Below are 20,698 nucleotides of genomic sequence, written 5' to 3'. Positions count from 1 at the left end.
TAAAACCATGCACAATAATAAATTTGGAGATTATTCACCTGAGATATCCAAAGAGGAAGTGTTAGATATTACTCTTGGGGTGTTTTTTGACGGAACTTTGAACAACAAAACCAATACCGTTGAAAGAAGGGATAAAACGGCCGACTACAAGAAAAATGGAGGGAAACCCAGTGACAACAACAGTTATAATAACGACTGGAGTAATGTAGCGCGTTTATGGGATAATTACGATAAAAATTTTGGCATTTATATAGAAGGGATCGGAACGGAAGATAAGGAGGAAGATTCTATGCTTGGATATGCCTTCGGAACAGGAGATACCGGGATTCGCGGAAAAGTGAGAAAGGGCTGCGAAGAAATCGTGAAAAAAGTAAAGAACATTAAAAGCTCAAAAAAAGCCGATAAAATTGCTGTCCTTACTTTTGATGTTTTCGGTTTCAGCCGTGGTGCCGCCGCAGCAAGAAATTTCGTTCATGAAATAGGAAAATCAAAATATAAAGCTAAAACCACCACGGTTTCATATGAAGGTACCACCATTACTTCCCACTCGGACAGTGATGGAACCGGTGTAGAAGGTGAGGATCTTCCGAAATGGGGACATCTGGGGCTGAAACTGCAGGAAGCCGGAATTGAAGTAGGTGTACTGAAAGTGAGATTTCTGGGGATTTATGATACGGTTTCGTCTTACTCCAAAAACTTTTCTCCAAAGCCCAACTTCCACAATGATGTGGAAGAACTGGGACTGGATGATATCGGAAGAGCACAAACCATTATCCATTTTGTCGCGGAAAATGAGCACAGGGAAAATTTTGACCTTACGAATGTAAGTGTAGGAGTTGAAAAAATATTTCCCGGTGTACACTGTGATGTAGGCGGAGCTTATGAAGAAGGACCTGAAGTCTGGGAAGAAGTGGAAACCTCATGGACCACCAGTGCAAAATTAAAAACCTTAAGACAGCAGCTGATCAATGATTCCTGGTATACGGAAGAAGAGCTTACCATTACCCCAGGATTTTATCTGTCATTAAGAGGAGAACGTAAACTTTTGAAAAAGACATACAGCTATATTCCCTTGCATTTTATGGCGGAGTACGGCGTTGAAAAAACCGTTCCGCTCAAAATAAAAAAACTTACCGACGAAACCTATTCCATTTCAGGGGATCAGTTGCTGCTAAGAGTGAAAGACCGTTTGAGACCTTATGCCATGGCAGATGGAAAACAATACGTTTTTAAAAGATATAAAGATGTTGAGACCGCGTACGGTGGGGCATCCATACCGGAACAGAAATATGCCGATTACCAGAAAGAAATGAAGGAACAGGATGACCTGAGGACCCTCAGAAATAAATATCTCCACTGGTCTGCAAGAAGAGAAGGCATCGGAATGGATCCTACATCAGACAGAGAAAGGGTAATTCATAAAGCTTAGCAACATGAATAAACATCTGGCGTTAAGAGTAGGAATTTTATTACTGGGATTTATCCTGATCTATGTCTATGACCATTGGGACTCATGGTTCCATCCGGTTCAGTCCATAGGAGGAAACAGCGGGATGTCCATTCCGATGCATCTGGTCTTAAATGTCTGCTGGACCGCTTTATGGTGTTTATTGCTTTTGATAGAGATTGTAGTGAGCTTTTTTACCAAAAATAATAAGAACAGAAGTACAAATTTAATATTGATCGTGTCGGGCATCGTGCTGCTGATCATTTACATAATGAGCATTAAGTAGGAAATACTGACAGAGAATAGGGATGCCGGATCATTTTTATGCAGAAATTTAACATACATACCGTCCAAGCAGGGGAGAGCCTGAAAAGTATAGCTTCAATGTACCAGGTAGACGCAGGAGCTTTAAAATTATTTCACAATAACCACTGCGATGTCAAGGATATAATCCTGATTGAGCTTACCGGTCAGAAGGAACTTTTTCTTCCAAGAACAGCAGTGACGGATAAAAGCCGGCTGGTACCGTTCGGTAGAGGAAACAGTCTTGTTTTTCAACCTGAAAATTCATTCTACAGATATGGAGTTTCTATCAATATGGATAGTAGTGACCATAACAATGAACTGAAATATGAAACCTCAGTACGTTGGCTGAAAATGGATAGAAGGCTGCATTTTTTTGAAATAGACAGAACGTCCAATCTTTTTCTGAACGAAGAGGAAGTGAATGAAATAGCCGATCTGCTGGCCTATAAAACATCCAAAGTTTTGTATCCCTTACAGATCAGTGTGGATGAGCAGGGGAAATTCAATGCGGTGGAAAATACTTCAGTGTTTAAAGAAAGATGGGCAGCGGTAAAAAAGGAAGTTTATAAAGAATTTGAAGGAGAAACGGTAGACAACTACTGTGAAAAGATTGAAAAAATAATAGATGAGCCGGAGGTAATTAGTCTTTATCTTAGAAATGACTATTTCATCAGAACATTGTTTTTCGGGGTTTATCAGAGTTTCGGACAGGATTATGAAACAGAATTAAAGGAAAGTTTCCCGGTGGCAGATAATCCGGTAGAACCGAAATATGAAATAAAACTGGAGATTGATCCGCTGAAAGGAGAATCCGGTCTGGTTAATATAGAAGGCGAAGGGAAATTAAATGATGAAAGGAGTGTATATGATTTTATAAATAAAGCCCCCTTTTCGATGATCATTGAAGATACTCCGGTGATGAATCAGGAAGGAAATTTCAGGATCGTGTATTATCTGAACGGGCAGAATTTACTGGTGAAATCAATGTATTTAGAATGTGACCTGCAACTTGAGAAGAAAAAGAAAATATCACTAGTCATTGCGATGCTGACTGAATAATTGGAAAAAAAACTAACAAAATGAAAATTAAACCAAATCATAAATTGTCCATCCTTGTTTTTATATTGAGCTTTAACCTTCATTTCGGGCAAAAAGTGGAATTTAATGTCCCGAAAGATATCGAGACCTTACAGAATTCTATTTTTGATTTTAAAAATGATTTCACCCAGGATGAACCGAAAGCTGCCGCGGCATCAGATACCGATTTCTCAACCACTGTTGATCTTTATCATTTGAAATATGAAGGCGACCAGAAAAATCCTTATCTGAATTTAGCTTTAAAAAATGGCGCTAAATCTAAACAGTTTATCCAACAGGCCGTATGGAATGTCAATATGAAAAAAGTCTCTGCAAAGAGCACGAAAGTCACTGTCTTTCTTGAAAAAGTGATTCCGGACAGCTGGTCGAAGAAAGAAGTAGATACAAAACTGACCAAATCTACCGGTAAAGTGGAGAAAGAGATTAAAGAATTTCTTTTAACCTACAAACGCCCGGAACCTTCAAATGATGATGAATCACTAACTGACAGCACAGCCACTACCTATACTACCGCTGTAATGACAACGGATATGATCGCAGAAAATCCGAAGCAGAAAAAAGCATCAAAAAAACTGCAGAACCTGTTCGGGAAGAAGCAGTTTATAGCATTACCGGCATCGTCCGAGACCTTTACAAAACTTTTACAGGTACAGCCCACTCAGCCGGAATGCAAAGACTGCAAAGGTGGAAAATATTCCAACTGGGATTTCGATGATTTTAATATGATTTATGCCCATATGAGCACCGGTTTGGAATATTATGCCATTCAGTATTACGGGGAGGATATGGTATCAGGATTACCTCATGGTTTGGTTTTCAACGGTAGCTCACCGTCAGAATGTAAACGGAATTTTGCCAGATATAACGCACAGCTTTATCAGACCGTAGGAGAAACGGAAGAAAATTCAGAAAAAGCTCTTACTGTTGTGACGTTCAAGATGAACTCTTCCTTTGTCCGCCTTGAATTTGGGAATGAGTATTTAACCCGACTAGTAATTTCAAATAAAGAATTTTAACCATGGCAGAAAAACATATTGTAGTACAGGGTGCTATGTGCAAATGCCAGTTCGGACAGCTTCCGGACAAACTCAAAGTGCTCTCACACCAGAAAGAATACGCGAATGATAAAAACGCTTCCAAAAAACTCATCGTCACCACGAAAGAAATAGGAGCGGCCACATTCGAGAAAAATACATTCGGGAACTGCATCAAAATGGGAGTTCCGCCACCGCCCTGCAAAATCATGGTAACAGAGTGGAAAGATTTTTATGAAAAAGTACAGCTTAACAATGGCGGCTATATTATTGTAGAAACCAGCAAAGCCATCTGTGCCATTGCCGGCACGCCGTGTATTGAGATCATAGACCACGGACAGAGAACGGAAGGCAGCCCGCAAAATTTTAAAAATGCGGATAAGGATGTACAGCAGCAGATCAATCCATTGGTGGATTCAGAAGAAATGTATAATGAGCAGCCTACCTACGGTGGGCAGGATGGTGTAATCTAAACGACAGACAAATGGCTAAAGGTGTAAAAAAAATACAGGTTACAAAAGGACTTTACTATCCCGATATGTCGGTGAAAGGCCAGAGAGTGACATTAAAACCTGATCAGTGGGTTTATTTTGGCGTTGAAGAATGGCTGCCCGGGACTACTGCCGAAGATAAAAAGAAAGAAATTATCTGGATGAGGCAGACCAATAACCGGAAAATCATCATCAATCAGGCGCCCTCAAAAGGCGGCTACAAATTCCTTATCTCCAAACAGTTTTGCGGAAGCTATCATTATTATATTGAAGCAAGTCTGTCCGGAAAAAGAGACCCTAAAAACAATACAGGACTCTATGTAAAAGGCTGGTGTGATCCTAAAATTGTTACCAGCAAATGGACGACTCAAAGAGGAAGTAAAACCAGTATCAAAAACCAGAATAAGGGAAATTTCATTTCTTACGGCCATGTTGTTTATCTTAATCTTATGACAGAGGGCCTTAACGGAAATACAGTAACAATAGAACTCTGGAATCAGCAGACTGCAAAAAAAGATAAGCTGGTTCATGTCTACAATAATGTTCAGGTAATAGACGGGGAAGTCAATTTAAAAATAGAAAATACCTACTCATGGATGGCTCATGTAGATAACATCCAGAATGTAGAAGAATTTTATATCAAAGTAAAAGATACCGCTTCCAAACAGTACATTAAAGATAATTTGGGTGATGATCTTCACGCCATTTATCTGAATGTGAAAAATAAAGTGGTGACTACCAATGCCAATGTCAGTAAGAATCAGACTCCTACCAAAGTATACAAGCCGGATGTAAATTCCGTCCGTCAGGAACCGTGCCGCTTCGAAATGATCAAGATCACAGAAAGCGAAGTCAAAGACGGAAAAGCCAGTAATACGACGGTAACTGTTTTTGATAATGGTAAAGGAATTAAAAAAATACAGTCAGCTGCCCTTCAGGAACGTATCGAGAGAACAATCTATTATAAATTTGACTCTACGGTCATCGATAAAGATGGAGTAGCCATCCTCAATAATGTACTCAAGTTTCTTCTGGAACATAGAGATTCAACCATGAATCTGAGCGGTTATGCCTGTGTGATCGGAAAACAGAATTACAATAAAGGACTGTCCCAGAGAAGAGCCGATGTCGTAAAGAAATTTTTTGCAGACGGAGGTCTTGATCCAAGCAGGATCATTTCCGTTGGGAAAGGAGAAGTGGATCCTACAGACGATAAAATGGGGAAGGATAACATCCGGTTCAAAAATGAAAAGGACTACGAAAGTAACAGAAGAGTAGATATTTCTTTTGTATTCAATGCTCACGATGCCCAAACCATTAATTATGAAGTCGTAGCTCCGACGGAGTCAACGAAAAAAGACCTCACGATTGATATCTCCGGATTTGATACGAATGAATGCTACCACGGAAGTAAAAACAAGCATAAAAAGCAGATCCTGATGATCGATGTAGGTCAGGCGGTAGATAAAGGAGATACCAAACAGACTTTTGCGCCATCCTCTTTTAACTATAAAGTCTACTCGAACATGTCAAGGTTCAATGCTGCTCCCATACAGTATATCTGGCCTATAGCAACCAATCCGAATCAGTTCCATATGAACATTCATAGTTGCAGATATTTCAGTAACGATAAAAGAACCACGGTTTTAATTAAAGCCTATCCGGATATTAAATGGGAACTCGCACTGGAATTCCAGGTGAATGTTTCCAATTATAAAGCATCCAATATGCCACCGGGGAATATCTATGCCAAGCATCAGGAAAAGTCCAGGCAGGCAGGGTACAAAAGAATGCAGCTGAATAAAGATGGAAAAGTTCCGATCAATGTAGGTGTAGGATTATCCGCAGAATGGGATGCCGGCCGGGAAAAAAGAAGTTTTACCAACGAGTTTGCAGATAAAATAGAGGTAGTCGCAAGAATGATCGCCACGGCTGTAAATATCGTTCAGAATGCCATCAACTATGCTCAGAGTGCCGCAAAAGAAACCGCTATTCCCGTTGGCTTTAATCTCAGATATCCTAAATTTACTGTTGTAGGAAAATGGTATCTGGAGAGAGTCAATGAGAGAGCTTCGTTAAGTGTCATCGGAGAAGTAGGTTTTGGCTTCAAACCCCTGATAGGCGCAGAAGTCGTTATTGATATCATAGGTGCAGCCATTGCGGTAGCTTCTTACGGAGCAACCGGGAACCCTGCCGCAGCGAAAATTATCAATAAATTCAGAGGCGGACTGGAAAAACTGGGCGCCTCGGTAACCTTTACCGCTACATTTTATGGTGAGCTGGAAATCATGGTGGATGCCCTGAAAATTGACAGTATTAACGGGATCAATATGCTGGGGAAAACCACGATCGGAGGGAAAATGGGAGCTACCATAGAACTTAGTATCAGTATTGAAGTAGGAACTGTAAAAGGAACCAAAGCAAAACCCATTGTAACCTTTAAAGCCGCCGCCAAAGCAGATTCCTATTTTGGAGGTGATATTGTACTGGATTCTGATACGACAGGATTATTTATCCAGCCTGTTCTGAAATTTTCAGGAGTCGTTCTTTCTGTAGAGATAGAAGGTGAAGTAGGCTGGTGGAAAAGTAATTTCAAAGTAGAAGAAAAGGTGATGAAAGAAGAAACTTACTATATGGATAAAAAATATTTAACTTAAATTCAGGTATGCATAATTTTAAAAAACCATTATATTCCGTTTATCCCAGAATGTATTGTTCGGGAACCATCTATGTGAATGATGTTCCTGTCATAGACTGGTACGGAGATGAGACCAAAGAAGGCGGATTCGGAGGAGATACCATGATCAACCAGGCGCTGCTTCAGAGCGGGAAATATCAGGTGGTCGGAAAAATGTATCCGCGTTTGGGAAAAAATGTTTTGGATGAAGATGATACCCTGTCGGTGGATTTCTTTTGTGCAGATTTTGATAACTGGAAGGCATCCCGTGCTGAATTTCGCCCTAAAATGGAATCTCCATGGGACGGACTGACAGAGAATGTTCAGCATCCGACATTTAATGTGGCCAGCGAAATCGAAGTAGAACTTCCTTTTGTACTGGACGGTTGGCAGCATTCGGTAGATTTTAAAGACGTAAAAAAAGAAGACCTTTTCAGTGATGTTTTCAAATATTATAAACAGATACGTGCAGTATTGGTTGAGCATAATGCCGGAAAGTACCTGGAAATGTCTCATGACAAAATGCAGCTCCAGGAGCAGGCTTTATATTATTCCGAAGACCGGAAAAAAAGGTTTTTAGACAGTGCAGGTCAGTTGTTTGGCCAAAATTTAGCTGTTGAGGAACTTAATGAAGCCGATTTGCATCTTGAAATTATGGGCTATGGTAAATTGGTAAGACTCATGAGAAAAGACGGGTCTCAGCCACTTCAGTTCAAAAGTCCTGACCTTGAAAAACAGGGCAATATTGAAATGGAAATCAAGCTTCACATGAGAACGAAGGAAAAAGGATTTAGTATTATTTAAAGTTTCAAATTGATGACTTTTTTTGGATGTTTTGTAGCGGTGGTTGTTCTGTTTTTCATATTCTTGGGATACAGGATTTTTTCAAAAATTTCGGATAAAAAACAAGATTCCGGAAAAACAGGAGGTTTTCTTGAGAAGGCCTTTCTTTTGTTTTTTGTTTCGTTAATCATGGTTTGCATAAATGCATTAACATTTATTTTATCCTACTCATTTTTTTGGGAGAAAGCCTACAGAACTTTTGATGAACCCCAATATACAGCAACCGTGATCGGATATAAAAAAGAAATCACAAAAGGTAAAAACTTTTCCAACTCCTCATACAGCGACAGATTGATCTTCTTTCCGAGAGTGGAATATACCGATGCCAATGGCAAAAAAATTATAAAAACACTCGATATCACCAGTAATGATCCGCCGGCTCTGGGTGAAAAAGTGAAAATTACAGATGCTGAGAATCGGGATAGTACAAATGCTGTAGAACTGGATTGGATCATGCTGGCCGCTGGAGGTATATTTACAGGAGTTGTTGCATTTTTCGGAACACTACTTGCCACTTACGGGACATCTTCTGGTATGAAAAAAAGAATAAGATGGTCCCTGACCGCAGGGCTGGCACTCACTTTGATCAATGTATGCTGCATCCTGTTCATCTATTTAAAACAGTAAAATAGTTGACCTGTTTCTCTCCAAAGAACATGTGAGCGACATTAATAAATCAAAATATAAACTATTATGAAAAAAGGAAAATTCCTGGTATTGATTTTCGTGGTATTGATCAATATCTGCTGTGGAAATAAATCATTTGATCTTTCATCCGTCTCTTTAGGCGAAGATTCAAAAAAATATGATCTTGAAAATAAAGATGTATTTCTTAAAGATAAAGGCAGCAAACCGGATGTCGTTCAATATTATGCAGATGAAAATAAAGGTTTGACCTATGCGGGAATTCCTTTGGACAATACAATGGGGACAAGAATTACCGTATACAAAGGAAAAGTAGGTGCCATTGATACCAATGCCGCTGAAAAAAGCTCTCTGGAGTTTGTAGAAAAAATGGCAGGAAAACATGGAAAACCTACCGCTACCGTGACAGACAAAGCCACTGTAGATGCTAAAATAGTAAAGCAGATTTTTGAAAAGCTGAAGAAAGTGGCACCGGATAAAGTGTCCTGGAACCAGGGTGAGAAAAACTCATTTACCTATCCCACTTCTTTTTTCTGGGACGACGGGAAAAACTATTCCATCCTGAGTATTTCTATTGAAGACGATGGAAGAATCAGAAATAAATATGTAACCGTGACCAAAGATGCCTACAGAAGTGATGCAGTCTTCGGATTGAAATATCCTACTCCACAGGGATCTCCCTGGTATCAGTACATGAAATAATGCTGAATATAATTAGATATATAATGAAAAATAGAGCAAGACATATTTTAATGATCTTAGGATGTCTTATAGCACTTAGCTGTAATTCTCAAAAGAAAGAGGATGTAAGACTTATAGGTAAATGGCAGGGAGGTCTCAAAGATTCTAAAACAGGAGGTTTAATAGATCATATTGTTTTGGAGTTTACCAAAGATGGGAAATTTCTTCAGCATGTAGGGGAAGGTCAAATGAAAAACACAGTAGAATCAACCTACGAATTACGGGATGATAAAATAATCACTATTGAGAAAGATACGAAAGAAAAGGCGGAAAGTAAATACACCATTAAAAATGATACATTGATCATTACATATGAAGGGATGGAAAATAAGTACATCAAACTTAAGCAGTAAATAGATTAAAGACTTTTTAAGATTAAACTTTACAGCAAAAAAATGCCGGTTCAATGTTTTGAACCGGCTGTATTATTTTTAATCAACAGATTATTTTACAATGAATTTCAAAGTAGACTGATCAAGCTTTAAAATATAAATTCCCTGCTCAAGATTTTTGATCTTAATAGAATTTCCATTTTTAAAAGGATTGTTAATCGTCTGAAGTGTTTTCCCCTGAAGATTATAGATCTCTGCTTTTTTGACATCCTTAGTGTCTCCTTTTATGAAGATTTCCTGTCCTGAGATTGGGTTAGGGTACACCTGAAGCACCTGAACTGTAGTTTCGTCAGCGGCTGTTTTCTGAGCCTGTTTTGCCGTTCCCGGATAGCAGGTCCATTTAAGATCATCAATCGCCACTCTGTTGCTGGATGAGCCATTAACAAGACTGACCGTTACATTTCCTGAAATATTGATATTATTGATAGTGGTAGTGGTCGCGGTAGTGGTGTAAGGTAACGTACCTACCGTTGTTCCGTTGACTTTCACATCAAAAGTTCCGTTGTTTCCTGAAAATTTAAGCTGAGTAGTTACCGTAAGTGATCCTATACCGTTCGCAGAACTTCCCGAAGTTAAAGATCCTGATCTTACCGTAATGGCTTTGCTGTTAATAGTCTGGTCCGTTCTGGAGTCAGTTGCAGTCCATGAAATACCGCTTCCAGTCCATGTTCTTGTCGTATAAGAAGCATTGGCAGCAGGAATTGTTTCAAACGTTTCGTTCACACAGCCTGTTCCTGGGTTTGGTGTTCCCGGATCTGTAGGTCCAGGATTGGAAGAACCCCAGATTTGATTCACATAATTAGGATTGTCGATGAAAGGGTTTCTGTTCCCCTGATAAGTGTAAGATGCATTATTTCTGCCAATCTCAGCTGCCGAAACAGGATCCTGATTGTGCCATGCGAGAAGCACATTCAGCTCCCAGGTCTGTAGTCCCGGAAATGTAGAACTGCCTAACATATTACCTGAAGAAAAAGAAGAAAGCTTGCTCTGATAACGGGTTACAAAATAGAAGATCATTCTGGCTACATCTCCTTTAAACTCGTCGATTGGCTCAAATACCGTCCCCGCATATCCTGAAGAAGAAGAACTTCCCAGTTTGGATCCGTTTTTAGAAGTAAATGTGGCTGAACCCACCTTCCCGAAAGGATAATTGCTTCTCATTCCATTCACCTTTCCATCAGTAGCTCTGATAAAGTGAATATCGGAAACCATAGGCGAAGATTCATTGAATAAACTCTGAGGAACAATATGCTCCCTGTTGTAGCAGTTTCCTTCTACAGAATAGGTTCCACACTGATTGGTCCCCGGTGTATATTTGTAAGGATCGGCTCCTGAAGGTTTTTCTGAATAAATATCCATGATCGAACCGTCATTTTCGTAGTTTTTGTCAATGTCAGTCGTTTTATAACCTGTCCAAAGACCTCCGTAACCTTTGTCCTGATGTCCGTTTGTAATGATAGAACTTAATGCCGTTTTCAGCGCGGCACCGCTTAATCCATTGGCTGAATTGTAATACCCTGCAGGAGCCTGGGCATTGGCAAACCCCGCTATTACAGTACATAAGATCAATTTTTTCATATCAATAAAATTTCTGTAAGAATACTATATTTTCACGAATAAGAAATTACATAATTGTTAATTTTAAAATGTAAAGCATGCAGTTTATGAAGACTAGAATTTACTTTGGACCATTGGAAATCTATGTCAAAGGCAGACGATTTCTTTAGAGGGAAAATCTAATCGACTCTGGGAAGATGGGGTATTAAGAAAATTCTACTGTTTGAAGCACGAAAAGAATATTGAATCGAAAACAAATATTGAAGTCGCGGAAGTTGTAGAATTTTTAGAGAATATAAATAATTTTTAGCGGAAGATTCCAGTCTTGAATTTTTCGTTCTTTTGTTTGACTACGTCGAATCTATGATTTCAAGACAAAAGGACAGATAAAAGAAATTTCAGTTATTTTGAACGAAAAAAATCCAGCACAGAAAAACTGCACCGGAATATATATCAAATTGATTTAAATACATCTTACTTTCTCTGAGGAGGATAATTTTTCATGATCTCAGCCATAATCTCAGGAATTTGTCTCTGCTTGGATTTTGGAGAATCTACAGAAATTCCGCTTCCGATTCCCTGCCAAACCAGTTTGTTCGTTTTAGAATCAATCAGGTCAACGATCAGTGCACCTTCATTATAGTTGCTGGTCCATGTTCTGCTCATGCCTACGCCCCATCCGAAAGGACCGCCCCATCCCCACATTCCGTAAGGAGAAGCATTGTTGGTGATGTCTGTTACTTTTTTATGATTCGCTTTTACATTAACGATCAAATCAGGATTCTCTCCGGACTGAAGCCCTTTGCTCTGAAGCTGTCTCGATAACTCGTTTAAAACTCGGTCTTTATCAATATCATTCAGTTTCAGATCGTCAATTCTGATCTTATAGGTTTTATAAGTCGTAAAATTGGCCGTTTCCGCATAATCTGAACGTACCTGGAAAGGACTACACGATGTAAGGCCTAATGCAGCCGTGGCTAACAAAATAAAAATATATTTTTTCATTTTATTTATTTTTTTTATCGTTTTTAATGAATGTATCCGTCTTTTTATCGTACCCGTAAGGACAGTGTCTGCAGCCGCTTTTACAGCAATATCCTCTTTTCAGATGGAATTTTTCCGTAAAAACCTTGTACCCCTGTTCATTGTAGTAGAAGTCTTCACCTTCTTTGATGTCATATTGGGCCATAAGTTAAATCTCTAAGTTAAAAAACTTTATATTTGTTAGTATGATAATTATATGCCAAAAGCCCTTAAAAAAATTAAAAATTAACGGCATTGCTCTCTTTCCCTTTATCTTCATTAGGAAACCCGAAGATAAGGAAAATAATGTACTTATCAATCACGAAAGAATCCATTTGAGACAGCAGCTGGAAATGCTTATTATTTTCTTTTATATTGTTTATGTCATCGAATATTACTACTGGTTTTTCAAACTCAAAGACGGTTTCCTGGCCTATAAAAGGATCTCATTTGAACGGGAAGCCTATGCCAATGAACGGGATCTGGATTATCTGAAGAAAAGAAAGTTCTGGAATTTCAGGAAGTATTTGTAATAATGTAAAATGTAAAATGTAAAATGTAAAATGTAAAATGTTTACCTTAAAATTCAATAGGAGGGGCTTTAGCCAAAACCAAAAAAAACTTAAACACAAATTGCACAAATATTCCCACAAATAATCACAAACGCATTTAGCATTATTATCTGTGAAAATCTGTGTCATCCGTGGTTAAAGAAATAACCTTAAATTTTTCTGCTTTCATTAACGTAAAAAACAAAATGATTAGCATCATTTATATAAATCCACAGAAACGTAAATCTTTTACTAATTTTGCAGATAATAGTTAAACAACAAAAATGCTATTAAAAGCCCCAGCAGAACCCATTCCCATTCAGGAAATACCTCTTCAGAACAATATAAAACTCTTCATTAAAAGAGAAGACCTCATTCATCCCCAAATCTCGGGAAACAAATACTGGAAACTGTTCCATAATATCAATAATTATCTGGAGAAAAACCCGGAAAACCCTTATCTCATTACCTTCGGAGGAGCCTACTCCAATCACATTGCTGCGGTTTCTGCAACAGGTAATTTATCAGGTATTCAGACATTGGGAATCATCAGAGGGGAGGAACTGGAATATAAATGGCGTGATAATCCCACATTGCTGTTTGCGAAAAGAAACGGAATGAATCTGAAATTTGTCACCCGTGAGGAATACCGCCATAAAGAAAAACTGACGGAATTTTTACAAAACGAATTTCCAAATGCCCTGATCATCCCTGAAGGAGGTACCAATGAAGAAGCTGTAGAAGGTGTAAAAATGATGCTGAATGACCAAACAAAAGATTTTGATTATCTTTGCACCGCAGTCGGAACCGGAGGAACGGTGGCCGGAATTGCAAAATTTTGTGAAGAAAATCAGAAAGTTATAGGATTTAAGGTCGTTGACGATGCTTCACTGGAGAATAAAATCTTAGAATTAACTTCAGGACGGAATTTTAATCTAATAGATTCATGTTTTGGAGGTTATGGTAAAATAAAAGATGAAAACATCCGTTTTATCAATGATTTTAAAGAGAAATACGGGATCCCTTTGGAACCAGTATATACAGGAAAAATGATGCAGAAAGTTTTCGAACTGATAGATGAAGGATATTTTCCTGAGAACAGCAGGATTTTGTGCTTTCATACCGGCGGATTGCAGGGTATTGAAGGAGCTAATCTGCTTTTGGAAAAACAGAATAGAAATTTAATTATATAAGTAAAAATTGAAAAACATGAAAAGACTTTTCTTACTCATAAGCCTTTTAGTTTTATCAAAATTCTCAGCTCAAGTTTGGGCTACTGAAGACCAGTACATTCAGAAATTCGCTAAATATGCGGTAGAGGAAATGGAAAAATACAAAATTCCGGCTTCTATCACATTGGCTCAGGGACTCTTAGAGACCGGAGGAGGGCAGAGCAGACTGGCTCAGGAAGGCAAAAATCACTTCGGAATAAAATGTAAAGAAGACTGGACAGGAAAAACAATGAAGCATACGGATGACGCTCCTAATGAATGTTTCCGTGTCTACGACGATCCAAGACAGTCTTACGAAGATCACTCCATATTTTTATCCACAAGAAAATATTACGCGAATCTTTTCAATCTGAATATGAAAGATTACAAAGCGTGGGCACATGGTCTTAAGAAAGCAGGGTATGCAACCAATCCCCGGTACGCTTCGATCCTGATCACCAAAATTGAGAAATACAGACTGTATGAATTTGATGATACCAGCTCAAGAGAAGTTCTGTACGCCGTTCTTAAAATGTATCCGGACCTGAAAGATGACCGTACATTTATGGCTCAGTTGGAGCCTTCAAAAACGGTTACCAAAAAAGCTAAAGATCAGGTTACTGTAGAAGTTCCTTATAAGCAGACTTCTTATGCTCAGCAGCAAAAAAGAGTGGAAAGAATCAAAACAAAGGCTGAAATTCTTAATTCAATTCTTATCAAAACCCACCCGAACGAAGGTTTAAGATACATTGTCATTCCTGAAGATACCAACGTTAAATTCATAGCAGATAAATTCAGAGTGAGCGAAAGCAGACTGATCAAATGGAATGAATTGGATAGCGATGTACTAAAGAAAAACGATATTGTATTCCTGGAATCTAAAAATTCTGCCGGAAATACAGCCATCTATAAAGCCGAATCCGGTGAAGATATGCACGATATCGCTCAGAAATTCGGAATCAAATTAAATAAATTATACGCAAAAAACAGAATGGATGAAGGACAAAAGCCTTCTGCAGGCCAGCTGATTTATTTGATTGATAAAAAACCACGAAACTAATTTTTTGTTGTTTAATTTATGGTTGTCAGTTTTTAGTTAATTGGCTAATCATAGACGCTCAACGTTCAACTAAAATATGAAATACCAAAGAAGTTCGGCTTTATTTGATGAAGCCTACAAATACATTCCGGGAGGAGTTAATTCTCCGGTTCGAGCATTCAAATCAGTAGGAGGAGTTCCTGTATTCATGAAATCGGCAAAAGGAGCCTACCTTACCGATGCAGATGACAATACCTATATCGACTATATCAATTCATGGGGACCGGCTATTTTAGGCCACACCCATCCCGAAGTACTGGAAGAGCTGAAAATACAGGCTGAAAAAGGCTTTTCTTTCGGAGCCCCTACAGAGCTGGAAACAGAAATTGCAAAATTCATCATAGAAAACGTCCCGAATATTGACCAGATCAGAATGGTTTCTTCCGGTACTGAAGCATGTATGAGTGCCGTAAGACTGGCCAGAGGTTTTACAAAAAGAGACAAGATCGTTAAATTTGAAGGCTGTTATCATGGTCACTCAGATTCATTCCTGATCAAGGCAGGAAGCGGTGCAGCTACTTTCGGAAACCCGAATTCTCCTGGAGTAACAGAAGGAACAGCCAAAGACACTCTTTTAGCCCGTTACAACGACTTTGAGCAGGTAGAAGACCTTTTCCGTCACAATCAGGGACAAATTGCAGCCGTAATCATTGAGCCGGTTGCCGGAAATATGGGGTGCGTACTTCCTGAAAACAACTTCCTTCAGAACTTAAGAAAGATCTGCGATGAAAACGGAGCCTTATTGATTTTTGATGAGGTAATGACCGGTTTCAGACTGGCTTTCGGTGGAGCACAGGAATTGTACAATGTGAAGGCTGATCTTGTTACTTACGGAAAAGTGATTGGTGGAGGACTTCCGGTAGGAGCATTTGCAGGAAGAAACGAAATTATGGACAATCTGGCACCTAAAGGAGGTGTTTATCAGGCTGGAACTTTAAGCGGAAATCCATTGGCGATGAGAGCTGGATTGAAAACATTACAGCTGATCAAAAATGATCCGGAATTCTTTAACAGAATCAACAAAACGGCGGAAACACTAGATTTTGGAATCGGAAAAATTCTGAATGAAAAAGGAATTGCCCACAAAATCAACAGAAAAGGATCGATGATGTCTGTGTTTTTCCACATCAACAGCGTCTCCAATTTTGATGAAGCAGCGGCTTCCAATCATTCGTTGTTCAATAATTTCTTTCATCAGATGCTTCAGAATGGAGTATATCTTCCTCCAAGCGGTTATGAAACCTATTTCATCAGTGATGCGATCAAGGATAGAGAAATTGATATGACGCTTGAAGCAGTAAGAAAATTTGAATATTCTTAAGATTTAAACAAATCAATTATAATAGAACCGGGTTTTAAAATCCGGTTCTTTTTTTGCTCAAAAAAGAAAAATTTTTATAAAAATCTAAATTCCCATCCTCTGGAGGGGTGGCAAAAATTCAACGGATTTTTGACGGGGTGGTTCAAGAAAACCATCTACAAATTAAGCCATTCAATAAATTATACAGATATTGTAATAAACCATACACCTTCATCCTTTCCGTTCTTTCTATTTTTGTATGAAATAGATTGGAAATGAAGACCTCTGACAATACGATATCCCGTAAAGATTTTATAAGAAATTCAGCACTGGCCGCAGCCGGACTTAGTTTAATGCCCAATATCATGGCAGCATCTCCTTTTCTTGGAGAACAAAATGTTTCGGCAAAAGGAAAATTAAGCCTTAAAAATGTTCGTCTGGAAACCGGTTTTGACTATGAAGAAGGAGAAGTCATTTCTACCAAAACCGATCTGTTTTATATTGAAATCGAAAACGGGAAAATCAAAAGTATAGCTCCGAATCAACCGAATGCTAAAGCCACTGACGCAAAAGGTAGGTTGATGCTTCCTGCATTTAAAGACATGCATATTCATCTGGATAAAACGTTTTACGGCGATAAATGGCAGGCAGTCAGAAAAAGAACAGGCGGTGTAAAAGGGATGATTGCGCTTGAGCAGAAAATGCTTCCCGAAATGCTTAAAAACTCAACGTTCAAAGCAGAAAAAATGATTGAACTGCTGCAGTCAAAGGGAACATCTTTTGCGAGGAGTCATGTCAATATTGAGCCTACTTCAAAACTGGACTCATTAAAGAACCTTCAGAAGGCTTTGGAAAATAAAAAGAAAGGATTCGGAGCTGAACTGGTAGCTTTTCCCCAGCATGGCGTTTTTTATACAGATTCGGTGCCTTATCTGAAAGAAGCGGCTCAGATGGATATTGATTTTATCGGTGGAGTAGATCCGTTTACTATTGACGGAGCCATTGAAAAAACGGTTGATTTTACGGTTCAGCTGGCACTGGATCATAAAAAAGGAATTGATATTCACCTTCATGAAATAGGGGAATCAGGGTTGAATACGGTAGAATATCTTATTAAAAAAGTCAATGAAAATCCTTCCCTGAAAGGAAAAACATACCTGAGTCACTGTTTTATTTTAGCCAAATTAGACAAAACAAAACAGGAAGAAATGGCTGAAAAACTAGCGGGAGCTCAGATCGGGATTGTCTCTACCATCCCTTTCGGAAACCTCATCATGCCGATTCCTGCGCTGTACAAGCATAATGTAACGGTTCTAACCGGAAATGATAGTATTGTAGACCACTGGAATACTTTCGGGACGGGGAGTGTACTTCAGAAAGCAAATCAGATGGCGCAACTGTATGGATATTCTACAGAATTTTTGTTATCCAGAAGTCTGAAGCTGGCAACGGCAAATATTCTTCCATTGGATGATAAAGGAAACCAACAGTGGCCAAAAGCCGGAGATCAGGCAAATTTTGTGCTGATGAACGCAAGCTGCTCTGCAGAAGCGGTGTCAAGAATTTCAAATGTGGAATCATTGGTTCATCAGGGAAATGTGGTGTATTAAAAAGAATAAGATGAAAGTTGTATCCTTTCTTTTGAAAATCTTTGATTTTAAAAAAAGCTTAAGTGATCATCTTTTCTCAATATTTTCAGCTTAAAATAACTTAAGTGTTTTAAAAAAATACTGCTTTGTGGTTATTTATTGCCCACAGATTTCACAGAAGTTCACAGATGATTGAGAACGTTTTCTACTGCTTTGAAAGTATAAAAATCTTAGATTTTTGAAAGACTTATGTGTTTTTTTATGTGGTTTTATTGTCAGCTTCATTGAACTAAAAGGGTTAAAACTTTTGCTCCTTTTATGATTAAGAAAATATTATATCTGTTTAAAAATGAAAATATCTCCATCCGTTCAGATTTCTCGCATAAATTTTACTAATTTTAAGAGAAAATCAGATCAAGTGGGTCATCATACAGATCATTTTCCAATTTTAGGGATTCAGGAGTTCAGCGAAAACCACCTTCAGGGCTGTCATCTGCTGTTTAATGAACTGAATGGTGAACGTTCCATTGATGAACCCCACAAACATGATTTTTTTATCATTAATCTTTTTGAACACGGAAAAGGTAGCCACACCATTGATTTTACGGAATATGAAGTGGGAAACAGCCAGATTCATCTTGTTTTTCCGGATCAGGTCCATCAGTGGGTCATTGAAAAGGAAACGGTAGGGTATCAGCTGATGATCAGCAGAGACTGGTTTGAGAGTTTTCTGCCTTCGCTGAGGTTTTCTGCCTCATATTATCAGAGTCATCCGGTTATCAGTCTTTCCAAAGAAACTTTTGGCACTTTCCTGTATGAATTTCAGGCCATTCAGAAAGAGGTGAGTGAGGAGCATATATTTTGGGAAGTCATCCAAAAAAGGAGTGAGCTGATCGGATTACTGGTCAGTAAATCGGTCGAGGGGACTTTTAAAGATTTTGAAATGTACCATTCCAATCCTATTATTTCTAAGTTTTTGCAGCTTATCGATGCGCATTTCAGAACGGAAAGATCGGTGTCTTTCTATGCGGAGAAGCTTAATATTTCCGCCAATTATTTAAATATCGTCTGTAAAAAAAATCTGAACGCTTCGGCTTCTTCTCTTATCCAGGACAGAATTCTGCTGGAGGCAAAACGGCTTTTAAAAGTATCCGAAATGTCGGTAAAAGATATTGTTTATGATCTTGGTTTCTATGATCATGCGAGCTTTTCCAAGTTCTTCAAAGCACAGACGGGAATGACACCGTCGCAGTTCAAATAATAATCCATACAAAACAAAGCATAATTGATACACCGGTCTTGAAGCAAAGCCGGCGTAACTTTGTCCTGTTAAAAGATAAGTTATGCAGTTTCCCTATCAATTGGTTGCAAAAGGAACATATTCGCTCAAAAATGTCCGTCTTGAAACGGGTTTTGAATATGATGAAGGAGAAGTGATCAGGACAACAACTGATCTTTTCAGTATGGAGATAGAAGGTGGAAAAATCAAAGCTGTAAAGCCGAATAATCCGGCTTCCGATGCGTTGGATGCCAAAGGTCTTCTGATGCTTCCTGCTTTCAGAGATATGCATATCCATCTGGATAAAACATTGTACGGACTTCCGTGGCAGGCACTTTCACCCAAACGGAGAACCGTAAAGGATATGATTGCTTACGAACAGGAAATCATTCCTGAACTTTTAAAAACCTCCGTGGAAAGGGCGGAGCAACTGATCAGTCTGCTGCAGCATTACGGAACTCATTTTGCGAGAACTCATTTTAATATTGATCCTACTTCAGGGTTAAAATCTTTGGAAAATCTGGAAAAGGCTTTGGAGCATAAAAAAGATTCTTTCAAAGCTGAACTTGTGGCTTTTCCACAGCATGGGTTGTATTATACAGATACGGCTCCTTTGATGAAAGAAGCTGCCCAACTGAAAAGTGTAGGTTTTATCGGAGGACTTGATCCTTTAAGTATCGACGGTCATATTGAAAAAGTGCTTGATTTTACGGTACAGCTGGCTTTAGACTATCAAAAGGGAATTGACATCCATCTTCATGAAGCAGGAGAGTCCGGGATGAAAACAATCAATTATCTGATTGATAAAGCGATTGAAAATCCGCAGTTGCAGGGAAAAACATTTGTAAGCCACGCTTTTGCTTTAGGACATCTTTCGCCAAAAGAAACGGAAAAGATTGCAGAAAGACTGGCTGAAGGAAAAGTGGGAATTGCCTCTTCTGTACCCTTCAGAGGAACGGTAATGCCAATTCCTGTCTTAAAAAAGTATGGAGTGAATGTTCTGATCGGAAATGATAATGTCCAGGACTACTGGAGTACCTTCGGTTCGGGAAACATGCTTCAGAAAGCGAATCTGATTGCCGAACTTTACGGATATGAAACTGAATTTGAACTGTCCAGATCCCTTCAGTTTGCGACTCAAAGTATTCTTCCGCTGGATGGCAAAGGACAACAGCAATGGCCAAAGCCGGGTGACGAAGCCTCCATTGTGCTGGCTGATGCTTCATGTTCTGCAGAAGCGGTTTCCAGAATATCCAAAACAGAAGCCTTCATGAACGAAGGAAATCTTTTTTGGAGACCTTAATTGAAATATATATTTTTTAATATACTTGTTTTTTGTGAATAAAGCCATTGGATTTTCTGATGGCTTTTTCTTTGTATTGTAATAATGATTATTAGTTTATACTTTGCAGACA

At 38.7% G+C, this 20,698-nt stretch carries 20 protein-coding genes; 17 read left to right on the top strand and 3 right to left on the bottom strand.

The window, feature by feature from the left end; all coding sequences use genetic code 11:
- Nucleotides 1-7 precede the first annotated feature (7 nt).
- The 10 genes from LC419_RS03185 (at nucleotide 8) to LC419_RS03140 (ending at nucleotide 9,635) form a co-directional block, all read left to right on the top strand.
- Nucleotides 8-1,429 (top strand): DUF2235 domain-containing protein, encoded by a 1,422-nt coding sequence (locus tag LC419_RS03185; protein WP_223605984.1) that lies wholly within the window; start codon nucleotides 8-10, stop codon nucleotides 1,427-1,429.
- 4 nt (nucleotides 1,430-1,433) lie between these two features.
- Complete coding sequence (locus LC419_RS03180) at nucleotides 1,434-1,733, top strand: hypothetical protein (RefSeq protein WP_223605983.1); 300 nt, start codon at nucleotides 1,434-1,436, stop codon at nucleotides 1,731-1,733.
- A gap of 98 nt (nucleotides 1,734-1,831) precedes the next feature.
- Entirely contained in the window at nucleotides 1,832-2,812 is a 981-nt protein-coding gene (locus LC419_RS03175; RefSeq protein WP_223605982.1) for a hypothetical protein, read from the top strand.
- A gap of 20 nt (nucleotides 2,813-2,832) precedes the next feature.
- Nucleotides 2,833-3,867: a hypothetical protein gene (locus LC419_RS03170; RefSeq protein ID WP_223605981.1), complete on the top strand. Its 1,035-nt coding sequence runs from the start codon at nucleotides 2,833-2,835 to the stop codon at nucleotides 3,865-3,867.
- 2 nt (nucleotides 3,868-3,869) lie between these two features.
- Nucleotides 3,870-4,358, top strand: coding sequence for a DUF4280 domain-containing protein (locus LC419_RS03165; RefSeq protein ID WP_034704346.1), 489 nt, complete (start codon nucleotides 3,870-3,872; stop codon nucleotides 4,356-4,358).
- An 11-nt stretch (nucleotides 4,359-4,369) separates the two neighbouring features.
- A complete protein-coding gene (locus LC419_RS03160) occupies nucleotides 4,370-7,033 on the top strand; it encodes an OmpA family protein (protein ID WP_223605980.1) in 2,664 nt (887 codons plus the stop codon).
- 8 nt (nucleotides 7,034-7,041) lie between these two features.
- Nucleotides 7,042-7,857 carry a hypothetical protein gene (locus tag LC419_RS03155; protein WP_223605979.1) on the top strand — a complete coding sequence of 272 codons (816 nt, stop codon included), beginning with the start codon at nucleotides 7,042-7,044 and terminating at the stop codon, nucleotides 7,855-7,857.
- Between the two features lie 12 nt (nucleotides 7,858-7,869).
- Nucleotides 7,870-8,523, top strand: a complete 654-nt coding sequence (locus LC419_RS03150; RefSeq protein WP_223605978.1) for a hypothetical protein — start codon at nucleotides 7,870-7,872, stop codon at nucleotides 8,521-8,523.
- A 66-nt stretch (nucleotides 8,524-8,589) separates the two neighbouring features.
- A complete protein-coding gene (locus LC419_RS03145) occupies nucleotides 8,590-9,243 on the top strand; it encodes a hypothetical protein (RefSeq protein ID WP_223605977.1) in 654 nt (217 codons plus the stop codon).
- Between the two features lie 23 nt (nucleotides 9,244-9,266).
- Complete coding sequence (locus tag LC419_RS03140; protein WP_223605976.1) at nucleotides 9,267-9,635, top strand: hypothetical protein; 369 nt, start codon at nucleotides 9,267-9,269, stop codon at nucleotides 9,633-9,635.
- A 90-nt stretch (nucleotides 9,636-9,725) separates the two neighbouring features.
- On the opposite strand, the gene LC419_RS03135 is transcribed toward LC419_RS03140, so the two are convergent.
- The 3 genes from LC419_RS03135 to LC419_RS03125 form a co-directional block, all read right to left on the bottom strand.
- The gene (locus tag LC419_RS03135; protein WP_223605975.1) at nucleotides 9,726-11,252 is read right to left on the bottom strand and encodes an endonuclease; all 1,527 of its coding nucleotides are present in this window, start codon (nucleotides 11,250-11,252) and stop codon (nucleotides 9,726-9,728) included.
- A 453-nt stretch (nucleotides 11,253-11,705) separates the two neighbouring features.
- A complete protein-coding gene (locus LC419_RS03130; protein WP_223605974.1) occupies nucleotides 11,706-12,236 on the bottom strand; it encodes a DUF4136 domain-containing protein in 531 nt (176 codons plus the stop codon).
- A gap of 1 nt (nucleotide 12,237) precedes the next feature.
- Nucleotides 12,238-12,420: a DUF5522 domain-containing protein gene (locus LC419_RS03125; protein WP_048502239.1), complete on the bottom strand. Its 183-nt coding sequence runs from the start codon at nucleotides 12,418-12,420 to the stop codon at nucleotides 12,238-12,240.
- Nucleotides 12,421-12,460: 40 nt separating this feature from the next.
- Here LC419_RS03125 and LC419_RS03120 point away from each other — a divergent pair, with 40 nt between their 5' ends.
- The 7 genes from LC419_RS03120 to LC419_RS03090 all read left to right on the top strand — a co-directional run bounded on the left by LC419_RS03120 (nucleotide 12,461) and on the right by LC419_RS03090 (nucleotide 20,586).
- Nucleotides 12,461-12,787 (top strand): hypothetical protein, encoded by a 327-nt coding sequence (locus tag LC419_RS03120; protein ID WP_223605973.1) that lies wholly within the window; start codon nucleotides 12,461-12,463, stop codon nucleotides 12,785-12,787.
- A 302-nt stretch (nucleotides 12,788-13,089) separates the two neighbouring features.
- A complete protein-coding gene (locus LC419_RS03115; RefSeq protein WP_223605972.1) occupies nucleotides 13,090-13,998 on the top strand; it encodes a 1-aminocyclopropane-1-carboxylate deaminase/D-cysteine desulfhydrase in 909 nt (302 codons plus the stop codon).
- Between the two features lie 16 nt (nucleotides 13,999-14,014).
- Nucleotides 14,015-15,076: a glucosaminidase domain-containing protein gene (locus LC419_RS03110; RefSeq protein WP_223605971.1), complete on the top strand. Its 1,062-nt coding sequence runs from the start codon at nucleotides 14,015-14,017 to the stop codon at nucleotides 15,074-15,076.
- Nucleotides 15,077-15,152: 76 nt separating this feature from the next.
- The gene (gene hemL, locus LC419_RS03105; protein ID WP_223605970.1) at nucleotides 15,153-16,436 is read left to right on the top strand and encodes a glutamate-1-semialdehyde 2,1-aminomutase; all 1,284 of its coding nucleotides are present in this window, start codon (nucleotides 15,153-15,155) and stop codon (nucleotides 16,434-16,436) included.
- Between the two features lie 254 nt (nucleotides 16,437-16,690).
- Nucleotides 16,691-18,025 (top strand): amidohydrolase, encoded by a 1,335-nt coding sequence (locus tag LC419_RS03100; protein ID WP_223605969.1) that lies wholly within the window; start codon nucleotides 16,691-16,693, stop codon nucleotides 18,023-18,025.
- A gap of 397 nt (nucleotides 18,026-18,422) precedes the next feature.
- Nucleotides 18,423-19,265 (top strand): helix-turn-helix domain-containing protein, encoded by an 843-nt coding sequence (locus LC419_RS03095; RefSeq protein WP_223605968.1) that lies wholly within the window; start codon nucleotides 18,423-18,425, stop codon nucleotides 19,263-19,265.
- Nucleotides 19,266-19,347: 82 nt separating this feature from the next.
- On the top strand, nucleotides 19,348-20,586 hold the full coding sequence (locus tag LC419_RS03090) for an amidohydrolase (RefSeq protein ID WP_223605967.1): 1,239 nt from the start codon (nucleotides 19,348-19,350) through the stop codon (nucleotides 20,584-20,586).
- The last annotated feature ends 112 nt before the right edge of the window (nucleotides 20,587-20,698 follow it).

Origin of the sequence: Chryseobacterium sp. OSA05B, assembly GCF_019970065.1 — a bacterium.
Classification (GTDB): Bacteria; Bacteroidota; Bacteroidia; order Flavobacteriales; family Weeksellaceae; genus Chryseobacterium.
Note: the sequence above shows the minus strand (reverse complement) of the source record. Positions and strands in the feature narration are given on the sequence as shown.

Excerpts from the sequence above, each read along its gene's own strand:
- LC419_RS03185 (WP_223605984.1), top strand. The coding sequence starts at position 8 with ATGCACAATAATAAATTTGGAGATTATTCACCTGAGATATCCAAAGAG.
- LC419_RS03180 (WP_223605983.1), top strand. The coding sequence starts at position 1,434 with ATGAATAAACATCTGGCGTTAAGAGTAGGAATTTTATTACTGGGATTT.
- LC419_RS03175 (WP_223605982.1), top strand. The coding sequence starts at position 1,832 with ATGTACCAGGTAGACGCAGGAGCTTTAAAATTATTTCACAATAACCAC.
- LC419_RS03170 (WP_223605981.1), top strand. The coding sequence starts at position 2,833 with ATGAAAATTAAACCAAATCATAAATTGTCCATCCTTGTTTTTATATTG.
- LC419_RS03165 (WP_034704346.1), top strand. The coding sequence starts at position 3,870 with ATGGCAGAAAAACATATTGTAGTACAGGGTGCTATGTGCAAATGCCAG.
- LC419_RS03160 (WP_223605980.1), top strand. The coding sequence starts at position 4,370 with ATGGCTAAAGGTGTAAAAAAAATACAGGTTACAAAAGGACTTTACTAT.
- LC419_RS03155 (WP_223605979.1), top strand. The coding sequence starts at position 7,042 with ATGCATAATTTTAAAAAACCATTATATTCCGTTTATCCCAGAATGTAT.
- LC419_RS03150 (WP_223605978.1), top strand. The coding sequence starts at position 7,870 with ATGACTTTTTTTGGATGTTTTGTAGCGGTGGTTGTTCTGTTTTTCATA.
- LC419_RS03145 (WP_223605977.1), top strand. The coding sequence starts at position 8,590 with ATGAAAAAAGGAAAATTCCTGGTATTGATTTTCGTGGTATTGATCAAT.
- LC419_RS03140 (WP_223605976.1), top strand. The coding sequence starts at position 9,267 with ATGAAAAATAGAGCAAGACATATTTTAATGATCTTAGGATGTCTTATA.
- LC419_RS03135 (WP_223605975.1), bottom strand. The coding sequence starts at position 11,252 with ATGAAAAAATTGATCTTATGTACTGTAATAGCGGGGTTTGCCAATGCC.
- LC419_RS03130 (WP_223605974.1), bottom strand. The coding sequence starts at position 12,236 with ATGAAAAAATATATTTTTATTTTGTTAGCCACGGCTGCATTAGGCCTT.
- LC419_RS03125 (WP_048502239.1), bottom strand. The coding sequence starts at position 12,420 with ATGGCCCAATATGACATCAAAGAAGGTGAAGACTTCTACTACAATGAA.
- LC419_RS03120 (WP_223605973.1), top strand. The coding sequence starts at position 12,461 with ATGATAATTATATGCCAAAAGCCCTTAAAAAAATTAAAAATTAACGGC.
- LC419_RS03115 (WP_223605972.1), top strand. The coding sequence starts at position 13,090 with ATGCTATTAAAAGCCCCAGCAGAACCCATTCCCATTCAGGAAATACCT.
- LC419_RS03110 (WP_223605971.1), top strand. The coding sequence starts at position 14,015 with ATGAAAAGACTTTTCTTACTCATAAGCCTTTTAGTTTTATCAAAATTC.
- hemL (WP_223605970.1), top strand. The coding sequence starts at position 15,153 with ATGAAATACCAAAGAAGTTCGGCTTTATTTGATGAAGCCTACAAATAC.
- LC419_RS03100 (WP_223605969.1), top strand. The coding sequence starts at position 16,691 with ATGAAGACCTCTGACAATACGATATCCCGTAAAGATTTTATAAGAAAT.
- LC419_RS03090 (WP_223605967.1), top strand. The coding sequence starts at position 19,348 with ATGCAGTTTCCCTATCAATTGGTTGCAAAAGGAACATATTCGCTCAAA.